We start from the raw sequence: 26,115 nt of genomic DNA, 5'->3' as shown, positions 1-26,115 counted from the left end.
ATAAATCCTACTGTATATACAAAATTACCTGATTAAAAACCCCCAAAAGCTTGTATAAATACAGATATGACGAATCGAACGAGGGGTTTATGATTACGAAAATACTGAGTCTTTACTTATTTGTTGGCATTTTATTTTTAACGTATATGTTTGTGATCTCTTATTCGAGAGGAAAGTCGTCTTATGCGATGTCACTTGGGACATTGAGTTTGAGTATTCAGGTGTATTTGCTTGGATATTTAATGGAGATCAATATGTCTCAGCTGGATCAGTTGGTCTTTTGGAATCAGGTTCAATACTTTGGAATTCCATTTTTCCCGGCACTGTGGCTGCTCGTCAGTATCTTGTATACTGAGCGTGATAAGAAATTGACTCGGACAGGCTGGTTTCTCATTTTTATAGTGCCATGTCTCACGTTTATTGCGCGCCTCACGAACTCTCTTCACGGGTTATATTATACAGATATGCAGGTGAAAACCACTAATGGCGTGACATTGATGTTCCTCAGCAAGGGACCATGGTATGTCGTTCAGATGCTCTATGTATTAGTTGCACTTGTGATGTGTTCTTGGTTTTACTATAAACGATTTAGATCAAGTGAAGGCTATGATCGAAAGCCATTTAGACTCCTACTCATCGCCTCTATTCTGCCGTATCTTTCATTGATACTCGTGGCATTAAATATGGGCGGAACGGGGATTGACTTTACCGCTGTGATCTTGCCGCCTTGTGTTTACCTGATCAACATCGCTCTAACGCGATACAACTTCATGGAAATCAAGGCATTAGCACGCGAACGCGTCTTTATTAACAGCGAACTCGGCTTTGTGATTCTCGATAAAAATGATTTTGTCGTGGATTACAATAATACAAGTCTGAAACTGTTCAAATGGCTTGATATCGACCTTAAACATATTTCTCTTAACGCGCTGTTAAAGGATCATCCTACTTTCCTTAACGATATTATGACGTTGAGAGAGTTCACATTAACAGCAAACGACCAAGGGCAAAGAAAGTTCATCGACCTACACATTCAAAACATACAAGGTCATAATCAAGTGGCTGGACGCCTCATGACGCTTTCGGACGTTACTGAAAAAGAACAGTTACGCGAGCGTTTAGTGTCAATGGCCAACACAGATGTCCTAAGCGGTCTTAGTACGAGACGTCATTTCAATGAATGTGCCAGCGAAATATTTTCACGTGCCAAACGCTACAATGAAACATTCAGCGTCCTCATGATGGACATCGACTACTTCAAACGCATCAACGACTCTTATGGTCATCAAGCCGGAGACGAGGTCATCAGGCGATTTGCGAACTTGCTCCTTAGTACGTTTAGAGATTCTGATATTGTGGGTAGAATGGGTGGCGAAGAGTTTGCCGTCATCATGCTCAATTCTAGCCGAGAGACCGCTTTCCAAAAATCGGAAGAATTTCGGCAAATCGTGGAACACACCAAAATGACTTTTGAATCACAAGAATTTCACATCACCGTGAGCATTGGATTAGTTGAAATGACTCCTTCCACAGCTTCTTTTGACACACTACTCAACAAGGCTGATCACCTTTTATACGAAGCGAAAGAAAAAGGTCGAAATCGGACGATGTGTTAGATTTTTCCGTCAATTTCTAATGAAATTTTAATGATAAAATCATAATAATTGATTACAATAAAAAGGCGTGCATTTTTGCACGTCTATTTTTATACAACTGGGGGGGCAATACAATGAAACGCAAGTTACTCGCATTACTGATCACAATGACACTCATTTTTACCAGCACCATTTCATGGGCGGAGATTCTAACGCCAACCATCACATCCAATGTCGGTCTGACACCTGACGGCATCTTTTCAACAGTCTTCAGAGTGAACGACGCCATCTATGTCACAGGACTTAGCAACAAAGCAAGTTATCTTGCAAAATACGATGCTTCGTTAAAGCAACTTTGGAAACTAAAAACCAGTGATACGATTTCTATTGCAGACTATTATGGTGGTTTTATCTATGGCATCTCAGAGAAGTCTGTCTACAAGATAGATCCTGCAGGAAAACTCATCTGGGAAACAAAGCATACCGCTACACATGCAGGCATCCTTCCAGAAAGTATCGTGATTGCCGATAACAAATTGTTCTTCGCAGGGTTAATCAACAATAACCACACAGACTACTTTTTCGTCGGGACAAGTCTCTATGACCTAAATGGAAAGCATTTAGCCTCAAAGAAATTCACATATGCAACTAACTATAATTATCAAGCCTACTACGAACAAGGATTTTTCTACTTTGATCAAGGAGAAGAACATTATGCTAAAACAACAGATAACAAAACCATCGCGTCACTTGGAGATGAAACATTCCGTTTGTGGAGTGAAGATGATTATCGTGCAGAAGTCGATTTTGAGGAAACCTATGCGAGCGATGTAACAGCTCCAAAGGGTACAAAGTATTATTCAAGTCAGATCTTTAAAACGTCTGAAAATCTGTTCTTAAAAAGCTATCTACGCGATGCTGTCAAACTCGCTGACAACAGTCTTTTTGGAATTTTACTAAGTGGTGACTATCGCGAAAAGGGATTTGCTCGAACTGGTAAACCAAAGGCGGTGATTTCTCAAGATAAGCGCCCTGAGTTTATACCGAGCGCAACTGCTTATAACAGCATTAGCAATTTAGAAACATATACAGCTGCCTCTAAAACCTTTGTTTCAGGATATAATAAAGATCAATATCTCATTAGTTCTGCGAACAATGTATCCAGTGTCTTTTTAGAAAGAGGGCTTGCAAAGGCTGAGGCCATCAGCGTTACACCAGGCCAAGCATTAAGTGCATCTATGCTGAATTTAGGTAATTTGGATTCTGCAACTGTTCAAGATGCCATTGCTTCTGAGATGCTCAATTTAAACATCTATGGCTTTCGATCCAACACAAAACACGTTATGGCAAACTTAAGTGATGTCAACACAACTTTAAAGCTCGAGAGCGATCTTGGCGATTTACCGGTTTATCGACTTGTCATTGCGACGCCAAAGGTGCAACTCATCCTCGATAAAAATGCACTTAAAGCCATCCAAAAACTTGGCGGTGTCACTGTCACTTTCGCCGAGGCAAACGGAAGCTATACAGTTAAAATGGATCAATCGCTTAACACGCCTTACATCGTAGCTATTCCAGCAACTACTGGTAATACAGACACTCAAACAGCCGTGGTAGATGCTAAGAAGAATGCTGGCGGTAAATACAATCCCGTAACTGGATTGCTTGAAGTTCATACAAACACAGGCGGAACTTTTGTAGCAAAACAAAATGCAAAAACGTTGACGGATTTGTCAACACAATCGACGGAAATCAAATTGGCAGTAAATGCTCTTGTGGCAAAAGGTCTTATCGCACCAAAAACAGATAAAACATTTGCGCCAGATGCACTTATGACGAACGCCGACATGATTTATGCACTCAAAATGATGACTGGAAATCCAAACTTTCAAATATCGCTTGATGCAAAAGGAAACTTAACAAAAGAGCAGCTTGTCAATCTGATGTCCACGCGTCTTATAGAAGATACGGGTTACCTTTTAATTTCAGACGACCCACTTGACGCAAGAGAATATAAGGATATTCAATTATTAGCATCTATAACTAACGACAATTTCTCATTGGCTTACCAAACCAATTGTCTTATCAACTACCGTGATGTCTACCTCGATCCAAAATCGACACTTACACGTGGCGAAGCAGCACAAATGATCTACGAGTTTTATAAATACTGGTGGTAAAATACAATCACAAATAAAATGCGCTCATTTCAACTGGACTTAGTTCCAGCTGCGATGAGCGCATTGTTTTAATTTGCTTAAAAAAACTTCAAATCAATAAATTTAATTCTCGGTTTCTTACTGTTATATCGAACGGTGTGTTCAGATTCTGATCCCGAGCAGATTGTGAGATCATAGTGATCATCTGTATCATCGACAAACCGAAACGCCACGTACTCTGTACTACTTGGACATGATGCAACCACCTTGATACAGTAGTCAAATGGCCAGTGTTTTTCTTTGTCCACATAGATTCTTTTAATATTACCTGAGTCAAAAAAAAGCATATCGCCATCTGGATTAAGATTTGTGTCAATATGATAATGTCCATTTACATCAGACATTTCATGAACACTTACGTTCGTCATAAGTTGTTCTTTCTCGAATCGATTAAATATGACGTAAGAACCCATAAAAGATGAAATCGATTCAATCCCACTGTTTCGATTATATGTAACGACTTTCATATCAGCTCGTTCCTTTCTCATAAAACTCAGTCCAATATGGACGTTTCAATATGTTTCAATATGGATGTTTCAATATGTTTCAATATGGATGTTTCAATATGGATGTTTCAACATGGATGTTTCAACCTATAGCTGCTTAAAATATACCCATACTTCCCACAGTTACCTCTTTATATATTTTATTCACGACCGCATCAACGGTCATACGGTCCGTCTTGATAACCTTCACCAGCTTGGTATCATCAACCTTGGCATCGCGTTCAAGTTGCTCGAATACCCATTCACCTTCTTGATTTCCATTGTCAATAAGTCGCTTTTTAAGCGTTTCGTAATTCACCTTTAAATAGTAATGCCTTATATCCACTTGCGATGCTTTGAGTCGATTCACAACTTCATCAAAATATTGAACGTTCACTAGGCGCATCGGAACAATGACAACACCCTTATAGTTTTTTGCAAGATCAAGCAATATTTGAAAGGCCATTTCTCTCCAAAGAGGCATGTCTCTGAAGTCATCTGTTTGAACTGATTTTGGCAAATTGTATCTCAGGTACTCTCCGAGTTCTTCAAGATCAAAAATACATGAACCCTCAATTTTTTGTTTCAGTTTGTCTGAAACTGATTTTTTTCCACTTCCGTACGAACCATTAATCCAAACAATCATGCGACTCCCCCCGCTATAATTATATTTGTTTTTTAATGTGAAAAATATTATTTCTAGATTAATATCTCATTAAATATTATACTCGCAACATCATCGACCGTCAATTCATCTGTTTCAATAATCGTTTTAAAATGATCCTCTTCAACTGTTGTGCATCGTTCAATTTGATCAAACACCCAATCGCCTTCTTGTTCGCCACGTCCGAAGAGACGCTTGACCAACGTCTCAGGTGAAGCTTTTAAAAAGTAATGTCTAATGTCCACTCTCGACGACTTGAGTTTGCCGACAATCTCATCAAAGTACTGCAAATTGACAAGTGTCATTGGAACGATCAAGATGCCATCGTAGTCCTTAGCAGTTTCTAATAGCACTTGATAATTCACTTGTCTCCAAAGTGGCATATCTTGAAAATCACTGGTGACGACCTTTTTGGGGAGATTGCTCCTCAGATAAAACCCCGCTTCTTCAGGATCATAAAGGTGTGAGTTTTCAATCATCTCATTTAATTTTATTGCGACGGAGGTTTTTCCACTCCCAAATGACCCATTAATCCATACAATCATGCGTCGTCTCCTATTTTAGCTGTACACGCCCCTATATTCTTCTGGTATGAGTTCTGCGATTTGGTGCATCACCATATCCATTGTCATCGCTTCATAAGTTTCTTTATCTTGATGCTTTTCTCGCTTCGGTAGTTCAAACTGCTTGCCAATTCGGACGCAGACTTTTGCATGCTGAAACTTTTCGGCTCCCATGTCGCCGTTTGCATTTATAGGCAGGAGCTTTTCCGTGCCAGATAAACCAATTGGAACGATTGGCGCACCTGTAAGTTTAGCAATCAGAAGGATGCCCTTCTTCGCTTCGATCATACTTCCCACACGACTTCTCGTTCCCTCAGGGAAAATCAACATACTTTCACCATTTCTCATCAGCTGTATAATCTTAGTGATCCCCTCCTTATCCGGAGAATCCGGGACGATACTGGTGGTCTTCATGACATTGACGCCAATTTTGGTGAGGGCGTTACCCTTGAGCTTAACCCCTGCGACAAACGTCGGGTCAATTTCTTTGAGGACGCGATTGAGCACGAGGCCATCTGAATTGCTGAGATGATTGCAAACAAATAAAGTCGGCAACTTAATGCCCTGAAGATTTTCCATTCCTTCACACTGAATCGTGGCATATTTGTTGAGAAAACTATTCACAACTCTTTTAGAAAAATAAGTCAACCACCTCTGTGGTAACCTGTTGATGATTGCTGCCATCCACTTTTGTTTCATTTAAACACTCCTTGTTTTTAAACCATTGAGTCGAATACAGTCTAGTTCATCTGCTCCAAGCACAGATTCACGATATAAAGCGAGGTATTCAAGACTCACTTCACTTCCAAAGATCAGAATGTCATCCGAGTTGATGGTGACATCCACGCCACTTTCAAATAATGGTTTAATGGGATGTGCTTTTAGCGAAGGCACGCGCCCTAACATGACATTACTGGTGGGTGTTAGGTTCAGCCGGATCCCGCGTTCTTTAATCATTTGAATCGCATAGTCATCGGAAGCTGCCGCAATCCCGTGCTGAATTTCATCAAGTTCGAGTACCTCAATAGCTTCGATGACGTCCCGAGATGTGCCCCATTCTCCCACATGCGCTTTGAGGTTCAAACCGTATCGTTTGGCTTTTTTATAGATATTGGCGAATTTGTGAATCGGTTGTGCCAGTTCATCGCCGTACAAATCGATTGAATAAAACTCCGGTCTTCCCCAGAAAGGTTCAAGCACGCGTTCTAAATACTCAATTCCACAATGACGCGATAACCCAATCTGTAGGCGAAGTTCTGTATCAGGGGCGAGTGTTTCGTTAACACTTGTAAATGCCTCGATTAATCTGTGGATATCTCCTTCAAAGAATTCATTTAATCCCCAGACATCCTCACCTATTTCGAGTATTTTAACGCCATCAAGACGCGCCTGCTCAAAAGTCGCTTCTATCTTGAGTTTTCTGACTTCCGTTTGATCCATGCTCTCTTGTAACGATGCAAAATTCGTCGATGCCCATTGATGCATGTCATCCATGGAAGTGAGTGGTTTTTCTAGTGGCAAGATCAATTTCCCCGTCTTTTTCTGGATGTACTCTCGATTTCCACCCATTACAAAGTGATTATGTAAATCTGCTTTTGGGATGGTTCTGAGGCAAGGGACATTATTTTCTTTTAAGGCGCTTTTAAAGCGTTCTGAATTTGTGCTCATCGCCATGCTCCTTCTCGTATTATTCGTTAAACAAGTTTAAAGTCACGTAGTTTTACAAGTTTACAATTTTACAGGTTTACAAGTTTACAGGTTGATAAATCTTTTGCCAAAATGCCCATGATAATGCCATCGACAAGTTGACCTTTAAGAAAATCGCGCTCTCTGACAAGGCCTTCTCTTTGATAGCCTATTTTTTCAAGAACGCGTACCGAGGCATCATTTCCAGGTGTAATGGTCGCTTCAATTCGATTGAGTCCAATGGTTTTGAACCCATACTGAGTCACCTTTCCAACCACTTCTGTTGCAACGCCTTTTCCCCAGTGAGATTCTTTCAGCGCATAGCCAATTTCAGCGCGTCTAGCGTCTTCGTCAAAGTTTCCTAGACAGCACGTTCCAATGAGTTCATGCGAATCTTTCATCAGAATTCCCCATGTGATTTCACTTTGACTTTCGCGTTCCGATTCGTATCGCGCAATGAATTTCATCACTTTTTCCATGGATTCTACTGGATAGAAATAATCAAACTCCGCGACATTTGGGTTTGAAAGCAGTTCATACAGGTCGTCTTGATGCGCCTGTGTGATTTGTATTAACATAAATCGTTCTGTTTCAAGAACTGGAAATGGTGTAAATTCTAGTGTCATCATATGTCGTCTCCTTGTGTCGGTTTTATTTTTATTTATACGTGATATTTATTTGTAGCGTGACGATTATTTATATCCTACATCATGCATCATGAGATATTTACATGAAATAAAGGATGTAATACATGATTGATGCAATGTCCACTATTGATCAGCGGCTATTGATTTGCTCCAATATCCAATGCTCTTCATTTCTTGGAATCCGAGTTTTAAATAAAGTCGATGTGCATTTTGGTTATGTCGAAACACATGTAAACGTACGTGATCCATCGCCAATTTTTCGCATAGTGCTACGGCAAATGCTTTCGATCCCCATCCTTTATTTCGATATTGAGGATGTATTGCGATTTCTTCTATATAGAGCACATTTTTTTGCTCTTGCTGATTGCGTTTGTCATTGATGCGCGTAATCATAAAACCCACTGGTTGTTCCTGTTCATAAAGAACAAACGCAAAATCAGTGCTTGGCGACATAAGTCCCATAATTTCTTCCAGTTCATAATTGAACGAACTACCCACCATGCAGGTCTGCATCCACTGAAAAATCCACTCCGCATCCCCAATTTCATGAAATTCGCGATAGGTCAAACCGGTTGCCATTGCCATATCCACTGTTGGCGTATCCACTGCTGGCACTGATTTGGAATTCGCGAGACTTTTCTCCATTTGAATGTGCTCACGCTCTAATGTATATTTGCACTGGATAAACGCCTTAGATAAACTCGAAGTCTCAGATAAACCTGAAGTCTCCATCACGCCGACATAGCGAACTTCAGAGAGTTTTGATTTTTGCGCCATTGCCTCTAAACTCTCTAGCATTTTTACATATGCACCAAGCGTGCGATGTCCTTTTTTAAGGTACACATTTTCAACTCTCGCACAACCATTTGAAGCCTTAAATTTAAGATATCCCACGGCTTCATCCTCGATGGTCGCGATAGCAATCTGAGTGATGCCGGATTTTAGTTCTTCACAGTTCTGCTTTAAGAACGCATCCAAGGTTTCACGGATCACATAGGGATCTTCTAATGCCAGTTGATTTTGTAGTTCGATGTAGGGTTGAAAGAACGTGGACGAATCAGGCGGAGTCGCAAATGTCATTTCAATTTGGCTCTCAGATATGATTTCAACACAAGCAATCCAATGTGTCAACATCCTATAAGTCATTTGAAACTGTTCATTTTTGCACCAATTTTCTAGTGCATCGAGCTGGAGATAATGTTTTCTTTCAACGATCGCTTTTAACTCCGATTTTTGCTGTCTTTCAAGTTCCGACAAAAAATGCATTCGACTTGCATCATCTTGGAAGACATAATCCAACAGAATGAGTCGATTCCCTGCGCGAATGCGCTTTGCCAGTTCTGCCATCAAAAGTGTTTTATCTTTAATGGCATGGAAGACAAAAGAACTGACGATGCAGACACCTTCCTGAATCGGCGTCTGGATGAGCCAATCTTCTAATGATATGGGATTCAGTTTCATCATTGGGTATTTGAGTTGTGCTTGACTTAACATTTCAGCGGACTGATCAACGCCCACGGTTGAAAATGTCGCACTTAGTGGACCGGACAAATTTCCCGTTCCACAGCCCAAATCTATGATTTCACTTGGTTTTAGTTCCATCAAGCGATTTCTGACATAACTCAAATTCGACTCGTAATTTTCAAAAAAACCAAGTTCATCACTTTGAGGATTTGTTGTCATTTGATCATATCGTTCACCTTTACTCATGGTTTTTTCTCCTTATTCACACTATGTAATTCAGCATAAGAGCCCTTCAGTTTGTCGAGACTCTTCTGCTGCGTACTGCTTCTGCTGAGTATTGTTTCTATTTAGTGTGACTGATTCAACTGAATTTTCACAGGCAATTCCACTTCAAATGCGCCGTAAGCGCCGTAAGATGCTTCATATTTATCAAACATGATCATGATTTTATCGTTCACAATTTGAAACTCAAAGTCATTGAGTTCAATCAATTTGACCGCTTCCATATCGATGTCACCTTTTCCGTCGTCCAGCGTCTCGAGTTCGGTCATAATCATCGCTTGAATGGTTTGCTCATCAGCATCAATGAGGTCTGTTAATTGAAGTTGTTCACCGGTCTCGATACTAAAAACATAGCTATCACTCCCGTAGTCATCGACGCCCCCCATCCACCAATCGTACACAATACAGACACTCACATAGTCCTCTGTCTGCTGCGTAATAGTTGCACTTCGTGTATAATAATAACTGGTATTTTCAGGTGAATCCGTAGTTGCGACTTCCCACGCACCGACTAAATTTTCATTTTCAGGTGAAAAAAAGGCTTTATTGAGCTCTTGAAAAAAGTCATTGATCTTTTCAACACCTTTTGTCTTTCCTTCAAACACGGGAATTTCAAAATACACAGTGAGTGGATAGCCTTGCGCATCCAGCGTCGTTCGCTGCAAACGCGTTTCTTTGTCATAGTTCACACTTGTCTTAAAGAGAAGCGTAGGTGATTCAGTTTCAGTTCCAGATTCAGGTTCAGTTGTCTCATTTGAAACTTCAGATACAAGAGCCTCAGTCGTTGTGTCACTCTTTGATTGACCTGAATCGGTCTTTGTACAACCCGATACAGAAAAAATCAAAGCGCACAAACAGAGCACATATAAAAAGTAAGTGTATTTCTTGATCAGTTTATTGGTCAGTTTATTGGTCAGTTTATTGGTCATTTGCTTCATCTCACATCTCCCCTAGAATATCATCCATAAAATACTCGATACTCTTTTAAGTATAACAGTCAAATTGTTTTTAAAAATTAAAATTATATGAATCTTTATTACAAAATCATTACTTTCAAAAAAATGCGCTGAAAAATCGCTCATTGTTAACAAAGTATGGTACACTTTTCATGATAAATCTACACATCATTTATGGAGGCGACAATGAAACCACAATTCAATCAACTAGAATCATCTCATACAACAAATCCTACTTTTCAAGAACTTCCGTTAGAAGATCGCTCCCGATTAACACAACTCCGTATTCCAAAGGAAGAAGTGTTAATTTGGGCATGTATAGAAGGTGTTATGGGACGCGCATGGATGAATGATGCCGATCCAAGTTTTGGTATTGTAGCAGTAGCAGATTTCTTATTCTTGCTCGGCGAACCCCCGATGCCAATGACCGACGCTCTGATTGCCTTAATTTATAAACATGGAAAAGGTCAAATCATCGTATGTGAATCCGATACTTGGAAGGCTTCCATTCAACTTCGTTTTCCTGACACGATCAAAAGTTTTTTACGATATGCTTTCCATTGGGAAAAAGAAGGATTCAACCGTGTTGTACTTGAATCGTATCTTCAAAATATACCTTCTGAGTATACAATGTGCGCCTTTGACGAGACGCTTTGCAACCGCGCACTTAGTCATCCTTTTACTGCAGACTTTTGCATGTTTTTCGATTCCAGTAAAGCATTTCTCGAAAAAGGCCTCGGATATGCATTTTTGCATGAAGATGAGATTATTGCTGGTGCATCTTCATATAGCGCATGTACTGGAGCGATTGACATTACAATTGGCACAGTGGATGCGTATAGAAGAAAAGGATTGGCATTGGCTTGCGCTTCAAAATTAATTTTAGATTGCTTAGATCGCGACATATATCCGAGATGGGATGCCGCTAATACGGATTCTGTGGCACTTGCTGAGAAACTCGGGTATCGCTTTAAAGAAGCGTACACGGTTTACACGCTCTTATAAGACGCATGAAATAGCGATTGATAGAGGGTACTTTCTTCAAGGAGCGTTTCGTGCGTTCCTTGAGCCACTATTTGTCCTTGATCCATCACAATAATCAAATCTGCGTTTTGAATCGTTGAGAGTCGATGCGCAATGATTAAAGTTGTTTTTCCGCGTCTTATTTTATCTAGATTCATCTGCACTTGATATTCTGTTTCACTGTCAAGCGCCGAAGTGGCTTCATCTAAAATCAACAAATCCGCATGGGTTAAAAGGGCTCTTGATAACGCCAGACGCTGTTTTTGCCCGCCCGATAAATTGGTTCCGCGTTCGCCTAGCATGGTTTCAAATCCATCTGGTAATTTTCGAATAAAATCGTCACAGAGAGCACAGCGACATGCATCGTCAATCTGTTCCTGTTGATAAGCTCGATGAAACACCAAGTTGTCCACAATAGATAACGGCATAAAATGCGGCTGCTGAAAAACGACAGAAACTCGATCGGTATATTGCTCTCCATATGACCAAATCGTCACGTGATTCATCGTGATTTCACCAGATTCCGGTTTTGCCATCCTCAAGAGCAACTGTGCAATCGTCGATTTACCACTCCCACTTTTACCGACAATCGCCACTTTTTTTCCTGTGGGTATTTCCAGTGTCAGATTTTTGAGGATTGGCTCCAACTCTTGCTGATAGCGAAATGTCACATTCTCAAAGCGAATGGAATGAATCGGTTCTTCAAACAGTCTCGTTCCAATGCTTTCTTCTTGCATCGTCAAAATTCTCTGTATCTGCTGAACGGGCGCGGTTAGCCGTTTACCGGTTAAACTTAACTGAAATAATTGCCCCAGAGCCGTCACCAATTGATCGACGAGTGTATAACTCACCACAAAAGCCCCCAGTGATACCCGGCCCTTCATCAGTTGATAAGCCCCTAATAAAATGACCAATAATTTCGTGCCGTACATAAACGGTTCGCTCACAAATAGAATCTTCGCTTTATACAGGTTTTCTGACTTCACTGCTTTGAAATACTGCTGAAACACCTGATTGTAACGCGACATTTGCCACTCTTGACGATTGAAAGCGACGATCTCTCGAACGCCGGATATCCCCTCTTCAACTGTAGTCGCAACACCTCGGCGTTCATGTCGAACCGCTGAAGCATAGGCTTTTGTTTTAGGGCCAAACCACTTGAGCAACCCATAATACACACAGGCAACTGCTAAAACGATCAAGAACAGACTTACGCTGATAGACGCAATAGATAGACTGAGTAAAAGAATCATCACCACGACATAAACCCATTCTGATAGCATCTGATTGACTGCTACATCACACGCATCTGAAATATCCGTGCGAAGTGTGTTCAGAAGCTTACCCGTGGATTCTTTCGTCAAATCCGCATTTGATAGTCGTCCAATTTTCTCAAGAAATCGCTGAATCAGAACACCTTGAGCCCGATAACTCACATGAAAAAAAATAACCTTTCTCACTGTAAACCACAGTTTGGGCCCGAAATAGAAAACGGCATATAATGCCAATAACTTCGTGAAAACTTCATAGTGTCCTTTTAAAAAGACGCGATCAATCAAATCTCGTTGGAACAAAGCAGCGAGAATTGGCGTGATACATTCTAAAATGAGCGCCCCATATCCAAGTAAGAACCATCGTTTCTGTTCGATGGCACTTAAAATAAACCGAAGACTATTTCTCATGAACATCACCTCGCATCATTAAGTGATAAAAGATGCCTTCTTGAGCCATTAAAGAGTAATAAGTCCCCTGCTCAGCCACTTTTCCAGAATCCAGTACGATAATATGATCATAATCTTGAATGGTCGATAAACGGTGTGCCACTGCGACCACTGTTTTGCCATCCGAAAGCGCGTCAATCGCCTCTTTTACGCGTTGTTCAGTCTGATTATCCAGCGCCGAAGTTGCCTCATCGAGCAGAATCATCGAGGGATTTTTCAGGAGCATCCGCGCAATGGCGATCCGCTGTCTTTGTCCACCTGAAAGTCGCATACCACGTTCCCCTACAGGCGTATCATAACCATTTTCCATCTCGAGTATAAACTCATGGGCACATGCTTTTTTAGCCGCCTCAATAACATCCTGATCACTTGCAGCGGGGTTTCCAAACCGAATATTTTCTTTGATCGACAGATTAAAGAGGTACGTCTCTTGAAAAACATATCCCAGTTCTTGTCTTAACGTATCGAATTTCAACGTTTTCAGATCATGTCCGTTCCATTCAATCACGCCCTCAACTGGATCATAAAATCTTCCAATTAATTTGAGAACGGTGGATTTTCCACTGCCACTTTCTCCGACGAAAGCCGTCTTTTTACCTTTTTCAATCGCCAAATTGAGTTGATTGAGAATCGGACGTTCAGCTTGATAGCCAAACGACACCGATTTAAATTCAAGAACCACTTTCGGGACGTCATTTTTTATCGTGTTTCCAATCCATTCATTTTGCTCATGAACACCTTCACTTTGCTCATAACTGCTTTCGATTTGCTCACAACTGCCTTCGCTTAGCTCATGACTGCCTTCACTCACTTCAGGTTTCAGATGCATAAATTCATAGAGATGCTTTGCATAATTAAGCGCGTGATATTGCGCTGGAATAATGTAGAAAAACACGCTAAAGCCCCTTGAAGCAAGTCCCATCAAGAAACTCAGTCCAATAAATTCACCCAGCAAGAGTTCACCACTTTGAATCAAATCCAGTCCAAATACATAGAACAAAACAACCGATATCGTCAGCGTAAGACCAACGGTTGTAAACCTAAAATGACGCCAAAAGATCGACCACATGCGCGGAATTCTAAATGCATCAAACGCCTTTAGCGTCTTAACTGCAAACCACTTTTGACTTCCCATGGCTTTCAGCTCTGTCGTTGCAGAAAGCGAGTCATATAGTGTTTGCTGTGAAACTTGCGCCGCTTCGGTTTCAATACCCAAGTAATAATGAATATTTTTGTTGGTAAAGTGATTGAGACCGACATATAAGATGTTTCCAATCATTGATGCCATAAAAAACATCGGGGCAGTTTGGATCAAAATAATCGAAGGAACCGCAAATTGCGCCAGACAATAAATAAAATTGGGAAAGAGAAATGTATAGGTCTTTTGGGTTTCGTTCACAGAGTTTTCAAACATCCCAAGAATTTGACCCGTTGGAACTTTTTCATAATAAGAAAATCCCAATTGCTGTAGTTTTTTCATCAAATCCATTTGCTGGTTTTGAGTAATTTTATTGGAAATAAACACTTCTAAAAACTGATAGATCGCCTTGACGATCAAAATCCCCAAAACGATGCCACTTAAAAAGATGATTTCTTTTCCAATTCGCGACAAATCTTTGCTCGGCATCAGCTGATCAATAAGTGTCCCCATCCGCCTTGGAATCATGAGTTCACCAAAGATCATGGCACCGCCACACATTACATAAAAAAGTGTCATCTTCCAAAACGGTTTAAAATAACTCAACGTCCAAAGATAGATTTTTTTCAAGTGACTCTTTTGTTCTGTACAATCTGCCATTACATCTCCCATTTAAGCTGTCTGCCACCGATAACGTGGTAATGCATATGATAGACTTCTTGTTGTCCATCTTTTCCCGTGTTGGTGATGACTCTGAATCCGGTTTCATCCACACCAAATTTTTTAGCAATCACTTTGATTGCCTTATGTATCTCTGCGATTATCTGATCGTCTTCATCGCTGATGTCCATGATGTTTTCAATGTGTTTTTTCGGAATAACCAATACATGGACATCTGCCATAAAATGAAGTCCGTAAAATGCCATGACATACTCATTTTCATATAAAATTTTCGCTTCTCTCTTACCTTCTACAATTTCACAAAATACACATTGACTCATCTTAATCGCCTCCATTTAGCATTTATAATCATTCCAATTGACGTAGGTCTTCTCTTGACGGATCCAGTCGCTCTTTGTAATGCCATAACCCACTGCATCATAGGCATCTCCATTTGAGCATTTCCAGCCATTTCTAAAATGCGCTTCTTTAACAAATCCACATTTTGAAAATACACATCGCATCCCATAGTTATCTTGACGCGTATTGGCTTCTACTCGGTCAATTGCTTCATACTGTTCAAAAACGTGCTGAAGCATCTGTTGAATCGCCACCGTGCCAATTCCCAAACCTTGATAGCTGCTATGAATCCGAATATCAAAAAGTGGCGTTCCATCCTCTAAATCATAGAGCCTAATCATGCCAACCGTTCCGTGAAGATCCGTGTCAATCCAAAAGGTCTTAATCCCCTCATCCACATAATAATGATTGCCATGTGCACGTCTAATATTTTCTTCTTTGGGATTGGGCGTCCCGTAAAAATTCCAAGTGTCACTCATTAAAAACTCAACAAGTGCGTCAATTTCGTCGGTAAATTCCTTTAATGTCACTATCATATCGTTTTCCTTTCTGTGTCGCGAATGTCAATTAAGTGTGTTACAGCCACTTTTATCTATAAATTCACAGGCTCTTTCCATACTGATACACGTCGCATATCGGTTTGGCCACATCCAGTGATTATAGTACGCGTATGTCTGCTGTGCCGTCATAAATTCATTGTCAACGGTTGAATTGGTGCCTTCTGGTATCCACAAATTGAGTCCGTGCTCAAATCCACATTTGACAGATGCGTCTATGCAAAAATCTGTTTGAAGTCCTACGATCATAACGTCTTTCTCGTGTATTTCATGTAGATGCTCTAAAAGCCCTGTTTCTTTAAATGCACTGTTCACCTTTTTATTCCAAATTCTTTCATGTTCAAGGGGGTTCACGCGTTCATGAATCTCAAAGCCCGCTTTCCCAGGAGTGAGCTCTGTTTCTGCGCCATCGTCATGCCTTACAAAGTGTACGGGGACGTTATGGTTTCTCGCATGTTCAAGGAGTGTTTGAATATTATTTAGGGTCTCCTCTTCTTGATAAATGCCTTCATCGACAATCAGTTTCTGTACATCCACTACTAACAAAATCATATAGACCTCCCATTTCTATTTTTTAAGAATATGAATCCCCGTCACCACCATGCTCGATACGAGCTGCGCCATCTCGGTAGGCGATTCTTTTCTTCCAGTTAAAAGCCAGTTATGGACCAATCCAATGGATCCATTGACGATAAATGCATAAAAGTACTCAAATGAATCCGTGGTTCGGAGCTGAAACACTTCCGGCCAATCACGTAGACATTTCTCTTTGATGAGCTGTTTCATGCGTTCCACAAATGCCATGTCGCCATTAGGGCCGAGCATCACCAAGAAAATATCGGGATTTTCAGCGATGTATTCAAATAAATCCACGATCATCGGCAGTGGATTTGCCCCGATTAATTCCGGTGTATATTTTTCGAGTCTTTGATAAAATGCGTCGAAAAGCTCTTGTTGAATCTTCTCCACCATGTCAAAGACATCTTTATAATGAAGGTAAAATGTCCCACGATTGATATCGACTAAATCTGCCAACTCACGCACAGATATTTCCTTCGCACTCTTTTGCATCATCAGTTCTGTCAACCCATCGATTAGCATCTTTTTGGTTCGCTTTACTCTACGATCCACTTCTCCTGTACTCATCAGTTTCCTCCTAAACGTCTATAAATCAACACTCAAACCTTATATGTTCATTACTCAGCTGCAGAAGGTAGATTGATTATTGAAGTCATCTCACACTCTCATTATAATGAAACCGAGTTAATTAATCAACACAAGTTAATTATCTCTCGATTGATTATTCAGGAGGCTTTATGAAAGGCATTTTTAAAAGATTTTTCAAATGGGTTATTTCACATCAGAAAACCGTTCTGGTGTTCTTTTCACTTTCCGTGCTACTATCTGCATTTTTGGCACCACTCGTACAGGTCAATTACAACTTAATGGACTACTTGCCAAAGGATTCTTCTTCGGTAAAAGGTTTAGATGCCATGCAAGAATCCTATCATCAGAACATCCCCAGCGTTCGGGTGATGATCTCAAAGAACTCCCTTTCCGAAGCTGAAAAGCTCGCACAAGATTTGAAAAATATATCGGGTGTGACTCAGGTGTTGTGGCTTGGGGATGTGGTCAGTACGAAAGAACCTTTAGAATTTCAAGACCCCACTTTGATCCAAGACTATTATCGTGAAGGACACTACCTCTATAGCATCGCCATTGCATCCGAGGATCAAAAATCCACAGTTTCCGAGATTCGAGAGGTCTCGGGAGAAGGGGCTGTATTAGATGGCGGCAGCGTTGCCACAGTGTTTGCCATGAACTCTACTGAAAAAGAAGTGAAAGAAATCACTGGTTTCGTCATTCTGATCGTATTTGGAATTTTACTTCTTACGACGAGTTCTTGGTTTGAACCGGTTCTCTTTATGGTCACCATCGGCGTTGCGATTCTCATCAATCAAGGAACCAACCTGATTTTTGGTGAAATTTCTTTCATCACAAATGCCGCAGCACTGATCTTACAATTAGCGGTTTCCATGGATTACGCGATCTTTTTGCTCCATCGGTTTTCAGAATTCAGACACGATGGACTTCCAGTGAAAGAAGCCATGCTTTCAGCACTTGAAAAATCATTTGGATCCATTTTAGCCAGTGCAAGTACCACTGTATTTGGATTCGCTGCACTCTTACTGATGCGCTACCGAATCGGCTCCGATCTCGGACTCGTTCTTGGAAAAAGCGTTATACTGAGTTTAGTATCCGTCATGGTGTTGCTGCCGGTTCTCAGTATGCTTTTTTCTAAACTCATCGACAAGACACATCACAAACCCCTCACGATACGCTTTAAACTGATTTCCAACGTTGTGACAAAGGTGAAATTACCCGTCATTGCTCTTTTCATCCTACTGACGAGCATCGGATTTTTGGCACAAAATCAAAACGAATTTCAGTACGGAATTTCGAAACTCTATATCGATCCAACTTTAACGGTGAATCAGGAAAAAGAAGCCATTGAAGAGGTGTTTGGCAAAGTCAATCAGTTGGTTATCTTGATTGAAAAAGGCGATTTGCTCACCGAAGAAGAAACATACGCCCTCACTCAAGAAGTGCGTTCACTTCAAAATGTTCAAGACGTCGTTAGTTATACTGAGGCGACTGGTCGCGCTCTTCCCATTGAGTTTGTTCCAGATGAAGATAAAGAGATGCTCTTACGCGATGGGTATCAGCGCATGATTGTCACCATTCAGACGCCACCAGAGGGTGACTTGGCTTTTCAGACAATCCAGTCGATCGAATCAAAGCTCGATGCGTCTGGCATTTCGTATTATCTAATTGGTGAAACGCCCAATACACGGGATTTAAAAAATGTGGTGACAAGTGATAACTTAAGAGTCAATGGGATGGCAATTTTGGCTATCGGCGTGATTTTGCTTTTAACATTTAGAAATGTGACCATGCCACTATTACTGCTTTTGGTCATTGAGTCTGCGATTTTTATAAACTTGGGAGTTCCATATCTATTGGATCAGCCACTTTTTTATATCAGCTACCTCATTGTCAGCGCCGTTCAACTCGGAGCAACCGTGGATTATGCCATCCTCTTTGGAAGTCGCTATATAGAAAATAGAGCGATCCTCGATCAAAAATCTGCTGCGACTATGACAATATCAGATACAGGGCTCTCTATTCTCACTTCGGCTGGCATCATGGCTGTTTGTGGATTCTTCCTTGGCTCTGGTTCAAGTAATCAGCTCATTGCACAGCTCGGCGTTCTCATCGGTCGAGGCGCACTCATCTCAGCATGTCTTGTCATGACCATTCTGCCTTGTTTACTGATGATCTTTGACAAATGGTGCATGGGAAAACATTCACGTCATATGAAGGAATAAAAAACGAATAAAAGATAGGAGACCACTATGAAACATTTAATACATTCCAAGGCATTCAACGCACAGAGGTCAAACGTTCAGCTGATTAGCACAACAAGAACTGATGTTAGAAGAACTGGCGTTAAAAGAAAGGGCGTAAAGACAGCACTCATCATGCTGCTCACATGTGCACTCGTTCTACCATCGGGACTGAGTATGGCTCTGACACAGGCTGAACCTGCTAATGAAACCATTTTATATGGCGTTTTAGAAGCATCTGGTACGATGGAAAGTTCTTATCTGGTGACTGTGTCGGAACAGGACGACCAAACGACCTACGAACAGACAATACTGACAAACGAGCAACTTCCATGGCACTTTTCATTTGATTATCAACTGGATGGAAAATCCATCTCCCAACAAGAATTGGCCGGTAAACATGGCGAACTTTCATTGAGCATACAAGTCGACGAAAATAAAGAGAGCCCTACTCAAGCGTTTGCAGAGTATGGGCTACAAGTGGTCATTAGTATGCCAGCTGATCGCGTAAAAAACATTCACGCAGGTGACGGAACGGTTGTTTATAAAGGTTCAGATCGTCAAATCATCTATACGCTGTTACCTGGAGAATCACATGCCATCGAATTGTCGTGTGATGTGACTGAGTTTGAGATGTCACCCATCTTGATCACGGCGATGCCGCTTTCCCTCCCAATTGATGTTACCAATACCAAAGAGACACGCGCTCAACTCACGGAGCTTAAGACAGCTACTGAATCCATTGAAACGGGTAGTGCCTCGCTCCTTAAGGGATCAGGTGAGCTGGCAACTGCCATCAATCAGTTGAAAAAGGGCGCAACTGCGATGAAAGCTGCACTGGATCAAAGTCTTTCAAAAAATGCAGAAGTTGAAACACTCCTTGCGTCGAATCAAAGCACCATGACGCAGTTGTCTCAGCAAGCATCTGCAATGGAGCAACAGCTCGCACAGATGCCGGCTGAATCAAGTGGCGCATTAAAAGCGCAATATGAGCAAACGCGTCAACTCATGGCATTGTTAAAGGCCAACCAACAGGTGATTTCCGCTCAAAGAGATGGGTTATCGTCGCTTTCAGGTGGCATAGATGAGCTCGTTAAAGGGCTGAATGCACTCTCGTCAGGTGCTTCTAAGCTCAACACTGGACTAAAAGAGTTAAACAGTGGCGCTACAACGCTCACTTCTAGTGTCACAAGTAGCGAAGCCAAGTTCGAGGGGCTCTTCACACAAATGGAAAGACTCGATAAGACGCAAACGCGCATCACTACCGAGCCTTCACAATATGTTTTAAGAACACCTGCAGTCCACATGATTCAAAGTGAACTCGCTCAAAATACAGGAACTTCTGCTGAAGATAAATCAGAGAAAACCAGTATTTGGAGCCGTTTGCTGAAGTTGTTTGGTATAAGTCTCTAAAAACTCGTATCCGGCGCTTTTATCGGCAGCCAAACTGTAAACGTACTCCCAACACCAAGTGTGCTGTCCACTGTGATATGCCCTTGGTGTTTTTCCATGATTTCTTTGCTAAGTGCCAGTCCAAGTCCACTACCTGCACCCATGGGTTTTGTGGTAAATCCTTGTTTAAATATTTTATCTAAAATTTCTGGAGCGATGCCCGTTCCAGTGTCCGTCACTGATATGAACACCGAATCGTTCTCTGTACCTGTCTTGATGGTGATATTGCCAGTGTCTTCAATGGCGTCGATGGCGTTGACCACGAGGTTCATCACCACTTGATTGATGAGACCGATGTAACAGTTTACCGGCGGAATGCTGCCGTAATCCTTTTCAACGACGATGCGACTCTTCCAAAGGTTGGTGGTTAAGATCAGCACGCTATCGATCGCCTCATGCAAATCTGCATCTTTAAATTCCGATTGATCGATCCTCGAGAAATTTTTGATGCTTCTCACGATCTCAATAATCCGCGTAGACGCCTCTCCAATCAGTCCAGATGTGCTCTTCATCAAGGTGAGTTTTTTCTGCATCGGTTCAGAAGGCTCGAGTTTTTCCACTTGAGCTATGGCCATATCCAGCATTTGTGCATTGCTTTTAATCGCGCCAATTGGCGTGTTGATTTCATGTACAACAGCGGCTGCAATCTGCCCGATAGAAGCCATTTTTTCACTTTGAATGAGCTGATTGCTTTGGGATTCAATAATTTCACGATTTCTCACGAGTTCGTCGTTTTGCATTTGAAGTTCTTCATTTTGCAGCTCGAGTTGATGGTTAAATGCCTGATGACGCTCCATAATCCTATTGGAATAGCCCATCATCTCTTTGATTTCAACTGGAGGCTTCTTCATCTCTAGTTTTGCCTGTTGCGTTTCAATGGACTCATTGTCCGACATTTGTTTGAGTTGACGATTCATGATGTAAATCGGCTTCACAATGCCATTTGACATGAGTTTGCTGACGAGTTTTACGATGAATATGGATAAAAGTGCAAGTAGTATGAGGAATATAACCACGAGTACTACGAGCATCTCAAAGAGTTTCGGATTGAGTTCAAACAGCACCGAGCCTATGGCGTTACCGGATGCATCTTGAATGATAATTTCGTTAGAGGCGAACTTTTGAAGTTCTTCATTTGGCGCAAAATCCGTTTGAGTTTTTGCTTCGCTTGGGATGGTTAAGATGTGATCATCTATTGTGGTCTTTATTTGAATCAAGCTGAGGTCAATGCCAAACTGGTTGGAGTTTTCATAAACTTCCTTCGTCAGCACCATGATGCGTTTATAGTCATCTTCCGATTTTGCAATAATCGCGGCATCTTCCATCTCGATGGATTCAATGGCCATGTCCATCGGAATACTTTCTTCTTCATCAATCATCGTCTGAAGGTTTGCAGCGACTTCATCGAGGGTATAATTTTGCATAAAACTATGATTCGTCTGACTTTTCATCGCGGTATCAGCCACGGCTATTTCATAGCGTTTTAAAAATTCAAACGTGGCGGATTTGGTCATGTAATACCCAATCGGCGCATAAGTCAACTGAGTCACGATCATGATGACCCCCATTGTAATTGCTAAGGTAATTAAATTTGCAACGATCATCGACCGTTGAATTTTCCGTTTTATAGAAATTTTTGACATCCTTCACCTAACCCTTCACGAATCCTTTACATCTTATGGTGTTTTTACACTTTGAACTATGGTAGAATACTTATTAACATTATAACTGTTTTATGTTCTTAAAAACAAGATTAGGAGTCATTATGAGTAAAATATTACTAATCGACGACGAAACGATGATTACCACCACTTTATCGACATTGATCGAAATGATGCTCGATTATGAAGTGAGTACGTTCAACAATCCTCAAACACTGATAGAAAGTGGCCTTTTAGAAACTGAAAAGTTCGACCTTGTGATCTCAGATTTTATCATGCCCTATATGAATGGTCTTGATTTACTATCTTTAATCAAAGAAAAACAGCCTCACATCGTTCCCATCTTACTGACGGGATATTCGGATAAAGACAGTGCCATCAAAAGCATCAACGAGCTTGGGCTGTATTATTATCTCGAAAAGCCTTGGGATAACAACGAGCTCATCAAAGTAATACAAAATGGCATTGAAAAAGCAAAGCTAGAGAATGAGCTCAGTCAAAAACTTGTGGTAATCGAAAAGAAAAATCACGAAATTTCAAGGCTTTACGACCTTCTCAGACGTGATTTTGATAAAGAAATGGGCAATGTTCTTGAATTTGTGGTGAGTCTCACCAATCTCGTCGAAGCCAAAGACGAATACACGGAAAACCACACGCGTCGCGTGTCAGATATCGCCATCGCTCTTGGCAGAAAAAAATCACTTTCAGAGCAGGAATTGAGACAACTTGAAATTGGCGCTATGATTCACGACATCGGCAAAGTCTCAACGCCTGAGTCCATTCTCAACAAACCCGGTGCGCTGACAAAAGAAGAATTTGAAATTATGAAGAATCACCCTGAAGCGGGAGCCAAGATCATCAAGCCCATCAGCGCCCTTCAAAAGGCTTCTGATATGGTGCTTTCACATCATGAAAAACTCGACGGAAGCGGGTATCCGCATGGATTAAAAGAACTAGAAATTTCCATTGAAACGCGCATCATCACCATAGCAGATATTTTTGATGCCCTCTATACAGATCGTCCTTATCGAAAAGGCATGCCTCTTGAAAAAACGCTTGCTATCTTAAAAGAAGAAGCTGATCTCGGAAAACTCGATCAAGAACTGGTTTCATTTGTAATTGAAATGGCAAACTCTGGTGAAATACAGGCCATTTACGGCGAATAAACACTTAGGATTAAGCCCGCATCATTGCGTCGCCTAAGAAAAATAATAATGTGCCTGAAAGGCCCCACCAGATGAGAAAGGATAGGCTACTTGCCGTCATAAAACCATCGTGTTCAAGTTCTCGAATCTTCGAATCGCGCATCTTTGACATGTTGTAGTTATAGTCGTTTCGCATGCCAAATTGTCCAAGTACTGAGCTCAGTCCAATGAGTGCAATAATAGCGCCGATGATGCGCATGGAAGCACCCATTTCAATATCTTTTATCTGATAAAGTACAAAACTGATGAGCACGCCTACTGAGGATAAAATGGCAATTTTGAGCATCATTTTACCGACGAATTTTACAACTGCTTGTATGGTTTGATTGACCTGTTGATGTGTGATCTCTTTCATGAGAATACCTACCTTTCACTGGTATGATCCGCTTATTGCGCTGTTTTTATCAGTTTACTGCGGGAATCCTCAAAATGACTTAACAAAATATTAAGGAATGATAAATTAAATGCGGCAAATATTAAAAAAGACGCTAAAACTACACTTTGAGATTTTTAGATCTCGTGCGGTTTAAGCGTCTTTTGATTTTTATAATTCTGTAGAAATGGTATAAAACATGCGATGATCTTGATTGTTGACAAACCAAGTGATGTGCTGATTTTGTACAATTGGTTGCATATCGCTTAAATGAAAATACCGATAGTGTGCGACTTCTTTTATCAGCACCCCTTTGGCATCTAGCCACGCCACTTTCAGCCCAAGTGAACGACCTTCAAGTGTGAACTCTTCCCAAAGCACTGCGAACAAATTATCATGAACGTGAACCAATTTTGGTTTTGAAGATTGATATTTTGTACCGGTATATTTCCCTACAACAGTCGTTTGAACTTGAGAATCGTCCATACTCGTCTTTGGCAATGATGTGATTAAAATATCCCGTTGATCAATCGTCAATCCTTCCAAATCATAACTCGTATATTCTTTAACTTTTGAATGGTCCACGCTGTTCATCGCCACCAAATAATGTGACTCAGACACTTCAAATCCACCGACTTCAACACCTGTTTGATTCGCTCCAATAGTGCCCGGTATTTTAAATAAGTCGACCGAACTTGCACTTTCTCCTTGAAACTTCGTCAGAACAACCGAGCGAGGATAAGCATCCCCATGATCGACAAAAACAGGATCTTCACCATCAAATTTTACATATTGATCGAATGAGTGGCTGACATGATTGGTCTGGAAAAGTCCCAAATCATTGGTTACCGTCATTTTTTCCGTGTCTATCCGAACAGTCAATTGCGATTGATGATTGAGTCCGTCAGAAGATGTATAGCGCTCACGCCCAGTATGAAGAATCAACATACGACCTGATTCGTCCATTCGCGACGACCCAGCATCAAATGGAACCGTGGTAAAGCAATCGCCGCCCTTTATTGACACACTGCCAATGCGTTTAAAAGACTTATCATACTTAACAACTCGAATGACTTCTTTTTGGCTATTTTCTTCTTCATTTGAATTCCCAAATACCAAATAATTATAAGTCTTTCCACTATAAAAACCTCCAAAAATCGGAAGTTCTAACGCTAATGACTTTGTTTGCTTCTGTTTAAAATTTTGGTCATAGTTTTCAATGAGAATGGCATCATCACTATCAATATCAATAACGGTCAGTGTTGCATCGCTATTTTGATACAAATACGACCTTGCCACCGATTGCCATCTATTGTGATACTCACTTAAATTATTTTCATTTAGATGGGATTTGACATTCACGCGTGTTACATTTTTAGGTACCTTTGAACGAATGGCAATCATTTGATCTTCAGGAACCCATTTAACCTCTGCACCTGACAAATCAGATAACGCTTTAATGCTAAAATAGGTTTTATTGTTAATCACATACGAATCGAGTGTCTTCACCTGACCATCTATTATCACTTTCGAACGACTTAAATAAGCTTTTTGTCGATAATAACCAGATGTGCCACTTCCATATTCATACTTTTCTGATGCATTTGACTGACCTGTTGTGATCTCAATTTGCTTAGATTGTGCATTCCAAGTCCAGCTAAATTCACTAGGTGTACCGCTAAAAAGCTGCGCTACGTCTCTGAGCATTAAATAATTGCTTCCCTTGATATTATAGGCATCTAGCCATTGGCTATCGCCATCCACCATGACTAAGCACTCACTTAAAGTCGCTGTCGTAGATGCAGAAGTCGTCGTAGTAGTCGCAGTAGCTGCGGCAGTTGCAGTAGACACGTTATCGTTGGAAACAGTACTCGCTACCGCGAACTGACTATTTATATTTATGGATACCATCATCACAATCGCTAAGCACCATGGAAGTATCCTTACGATAGATGACGTTTTGATTGCTCTACGTTGATCCAGATGCATTTATTGAA

General features: G+C 40.9%; 23 protein-coding genes. 6 read left to right on the top strand and 17 right to left on the bottom strand.

Translation table 11 applies throughout. From position 1 onward, the window contains the following. The first annotated feature begins 89 nt into the window (after nucleotides 1-89). Both ACZ41W_RS13305 and ACZ41W_RS13300 read left to right on the top strand, forming a co-directional pair. Nucleotides 90-1,616 (top strand): histidine kinase N-terminal 7TM domain-containing diguanylate cyclase, encoded by a 1,527-nt coding sequence (locus ACZ41W_RS13305; protein ID WP_464312471.1) that lies wholly within the window; start codon nucleotides 90-92, stop codon nucleotides 1,614-1,616. A 113-nt stretch (nucleotides 1,617-1,729) separates the two neighbouring features. Further along, nucleotides 1,730-3,775, top strand: coding sequence for an S-layer homology domain-containing protein (locus ACZ41W_RS13300; protein ID WP_464312470.1), 2,046 nt, complete (start codon nucleotides 1,730-1,732; stop codon nucleotides 3,773-3,775). Between the two features lie 77 nt (nucleotides 3,776-3,852). Here the strand turns inward: ACZ41W_RS13300 and ACZ41W_RS13295 are convergent, their stop codons facing one another. The 8 genes from ACZ41W_RS13295 to ACZ41W_RS13260 all read right to left on the bottom strand — a co-directional run bounded on the left by ACZ41W_RS13295 (nucleotide 3,853) and on the right by ACZ41W_RS13260 (nucleotide 10,543). After that, on the bottom strand, nucleotides 3,853-4,302 hold the full coding sequence (locus tag ACZ41W_RS13295) for a hypothetical protein (protein ID WP_464312469.1): 450 nt from the start codon (nucleotides 4,300-4,302) through the stop codon (nucleotides 3,853-3,855). A 115-nt stretch (nucleotides 4,303-4,417) separates the two neighbouring features. Continuing rightward, nucleotides 4,418-4,945, bottom strand: coding sequence for a hypothetical protein (locus ACZ41W_RS13290; protein ID WP_464312468.1), 528 nt, complete (start codon nucleotides 4,943-4,945; stop codon nucleotides 4,418-4,420). 53 nt (nucleotides 4,946-4,998) lie between these two features. Then, nucleotides 4,999-5,508, bottom strand: a complete 510-nt coding sequence (locus ACZ41W_RS13285) for a DEAD/DEAH box helicase family protein (RefSeq protein WP_464312467.1) — start codon at nucleotides 5,506-5,508, stop codon at nucleotides 4,999-5,001. Nucleotides 5,509-5,523: 15 nt separating this feature from the next. Beyond that, a complete protein-coding gene (locus ACZ41W_RS13280) occupies nucleotides 5,524-6,225 on the bottom strand; it encodes a lysophospholipid acyltransferase family protein (RefSeq protein WP_464312466.1) in 702 nt (233 codons plus the stop codon). Next, complete coding sequence (locus ACZ41W_RS13275) at nucleotides 6,226-7,194, bottom strand: amidohydrolase family protein (protein WP_464312465.1); 969 nt, start codon at nucleotides 7,192-7,194, stop codon at nucleotides 6,226-6,228. 68 nt (nucleotides 7,195-7,262) lie between these two features. After that, nucleotides 7,263-7,841 carry a GNAT family N-acetyltransferase gene (locus ACZ41W_RS13270; RefSeq protein ID WP_464312464.1) on the bottom strand — a complete coding sequence of 193 codons (579 nt, stop codon included), beginning with the start codon at nucleotides 7,839-7,841 and terminating at the stop codon, nucleotides 7,263-7,265. Nucleotides 7,842-7,982: 141 nt separating this feature from the next. Continuing rightward, a complete protein-coding gene (locus ACZ41W_RS13265; protein ID WP_464312463.1) occupies nucleotides 7,983-9,569 on the bottom strand; it encodes a GNAT family N-acetyltransferase in 1,587 nt (528 codons plus the stop codon). A 101-nt stretch (nucleotides 9,570-9,670) separates the two neighbouring features. After that, complete coding sequence (locus ACZ41W_RS13260; RefSeq protein WP_464312462.1) at nucleotides 9,671-10,543, bottom strand: hypothetical protein; 873 nt, start codon at nucleotides 10,541-10,543, stop codon at nucleotides 9,671-9,673. A gap of 204 nt (nucleotides 10,544-10,747) precedes the next feature. Between ACZ41W_RS13260 and ACZ41W_RS13255 the strand changes: the two genes are divergently transcribed. After that, nucleotides 10,748-11,566, top strand: coding sequence for a GNAT family N-acetyltransferase (locus ACZ41W_RS13255; RefSeq protein ID WP_464312461.1), 819 nt, complete (start codon nucleotides 10,748-10,750; stop codon nucleotides 11,564-11,566). On the opposite strand, the gene ACZ41W_RS13250 is transcribed toward ACZ41W_RS13255, so the two are convergent. From ACZ41W_RS13250 to ACZ41W_RS13225, 6 genes are read right to left on the bottom strand one after another with little or no spacing between them, the layout of a single operon-like run. Next, the gene (locus ACZ41W_RS13250; protein WP_464312460.1) at nucleotides 11,551-13,266 is read right to left on the bottom strand and encodes an ABC transporter ATP-binding protein; all 1,716 of its coding nucleotides are present in this window, start codon (nucleotides 13,264-13,266) and stop codon (nucleotides 11,551-11,553) included. The genes ACZ41W_RS13255 and ACZ41W_RS13250 overlap by 16 nt on opposite strands. Continuing rightward, on the bottom strand, nucleotides 13,256-15,103 hold the full coding sequence (locus tag ACZ41W_RS13245) for an ABC transporter ATP-binding protein (protein ID WP_464312459.1): 1,848 nt from the start codon (nucleotides 15,101-15,103) through the stop codon (nucleotides 13,256-13,258). The genes ACZ41W_RS13250 and ACZ41W_RS13245 overlap by 11 nt, the downstream gene beginning before the upstream one ends. Continuing rightward, nucleotides 15,103-15,444, bottom strand: coding sequence for an HIT domain-containing protein (locus ACZ41W_RS13240; protein ID WP_464312458.1), 342 nt, complete (start codon nucleotides 15,442-15,444; stop codon nucleotides 15,103-15,105). The genes ACZ41W_RS13245 and ACZ41W_RS13240 overlap by 1 nt, the downstream gene beginning before the upstream one ends. Before the next feature lie 15 nt (nucleotides 15,445-15,459). Beyond that, on the bottom strand, nucleotides 15,460-15,999 hold the full coding sequence (locus tag ACZ41W_RS13235) for a GNAT family N-acetyltransferase (protein ID WP_464312457.1): 540 nt from the start codon (nucleotides 15,997-15,999) through the stop codon (nucleotides 15,460-15,462). Nucleotides 16,000-16,026: 27 nt separating this feature from the next. Then, nucleotides 16,027-16,572 (bottom strand): cysteine hydrolase family protein, encoded by a 546-nt coding sequence (locus ACZ41W_RS13230; RefSeq protein WP_464312456.1) that lies wholly within the window; start codon nucleotides 16,570-16,572, stop codon nucleotides 16,027-16,029. A 15-nt stretch (nucleotides 16,573-16,587) separates the two neighbouring features. Continuing rightward, entirely contained in the window at nucleotides 16,588-17,166 is a 579-nt protein-coding gene (locus tag ACZ41W_RS13225) for a TetR/AcrR family transcriptional regulator (protein ID WP_464312455.1), read from the bottom strand. A gap of 170 nt (nucleotides 17,167-17,336) precedes the next feature. On the opposite strand from ACZ41W_RS13225, the gene ACZ41W_RS13220 reads away from it, so the two are divergent. After that, the gene (locus tag ACZ41W_RS13220) at nucleotides 17,337-19,409 is read left to right on the top strand and encodes an efflux RND transporter permease subunit (RefSeq protein WP_464312454.1); all 2,073 of its coding nucleotides are present in this window, start codon (nucleotides 17,337-17,339) and stop codon (nucleotides 19,407-19,409) included. A 27-nt stretch (nucleotides 19,410-19,436) separates the two neighbouring features. After that, nucleotides 19,437-20,840 (top strand): hypothetical protein, encoded by a 1,404-nt coding sequence (locus ACZ41W_RS13215; RefSeq protein WP_464312453.1) that lies wholly within the window; start codon nucleotides 19,437-19,439, stop codon nucleotides 20,838-20,840. On the opposite strand, the gene ACZ41W_RS13210 is transcribed toward ACZ41W_RS13215, so the two are convergent. Then, nucleotides 20,837-22,522, bottom strand: coding sequence for a sensor histidine kinase (locus ACZ41W_RS13210; protein WP_464312452.1), 1,686 nt, complete (start codon nucleotides 22,520-22,522; stop codon nucleotides 20,837-20,839). The genes ACZ41W_RS13215 and ACZ41W_RS13210 overlap by 4 nt on opposite strands. Nucleotides 22,523-22,644: 122 nt before the next feature. Here ACZ41W_RS13210 and ACZ41W_RS13205 point away from each other — a divergent pair, with 122 nt between their 5' ends. Beyond that, nucleotides 22,645-23,706 (top strand): HD domain-containing phosphohydrolase, encoded by a 1,062-nt coding sequence (locus tag ACZ41W_RS13205; protein ID WP_464312451.1) that lies wholly within the window; start codon nucleotides 22,645-22,647, stop codon nucleotides 23,704-23,706. A gap of 10 nt (nucleotides 23,707-23,716) precedes the next feature. Here ACZ41W_RS13205 and ACZ41W_RS13200 read toward each other — a convergent pair whose 3' ends face one another. Together ACZ41W_RS13200 and ACZ41W_RS13195 are read right to left on the bottom strand one after the other, a co-directional pair. Continuing rightward, nucleotides 23,717-24,100 (bottom strand): hypothetical protein, encoded by a 384-nt coding sequence (locus tag ACZ41W_RS13200; RefSeq protein WP_464312450.1) that lies wholly within the window; start codon nucleotides 24,098-24,100, stop codon nucleotides 23,717-23,719. Nucleotides 24,101-24,289: 189 nt separating this feature from the next. Next, nucleotides 24,290-26,107: a hypothetical protein gene (locus tag ACZ41W_RS13195; RefSeq protein WP_464312449.1), complete on the bottom strand. Its 1,818-nt coding sequence runs from the start codon at nucleotides 26,105-26,107 to the stop codon at nucleotides 24,290-24,292. Nucleotides 26,108-26,115 lie beyond the last annotated feature (8 nt).

The sequence above is a fragment of the Fusibacter fontis genome, from assembly GCF_055378735.1.
The sequence above is the reverse complement of the archived record's forward strand: the minus strand, read 5'-3'. Positions and strand labels throughout refer to the sequence as shown.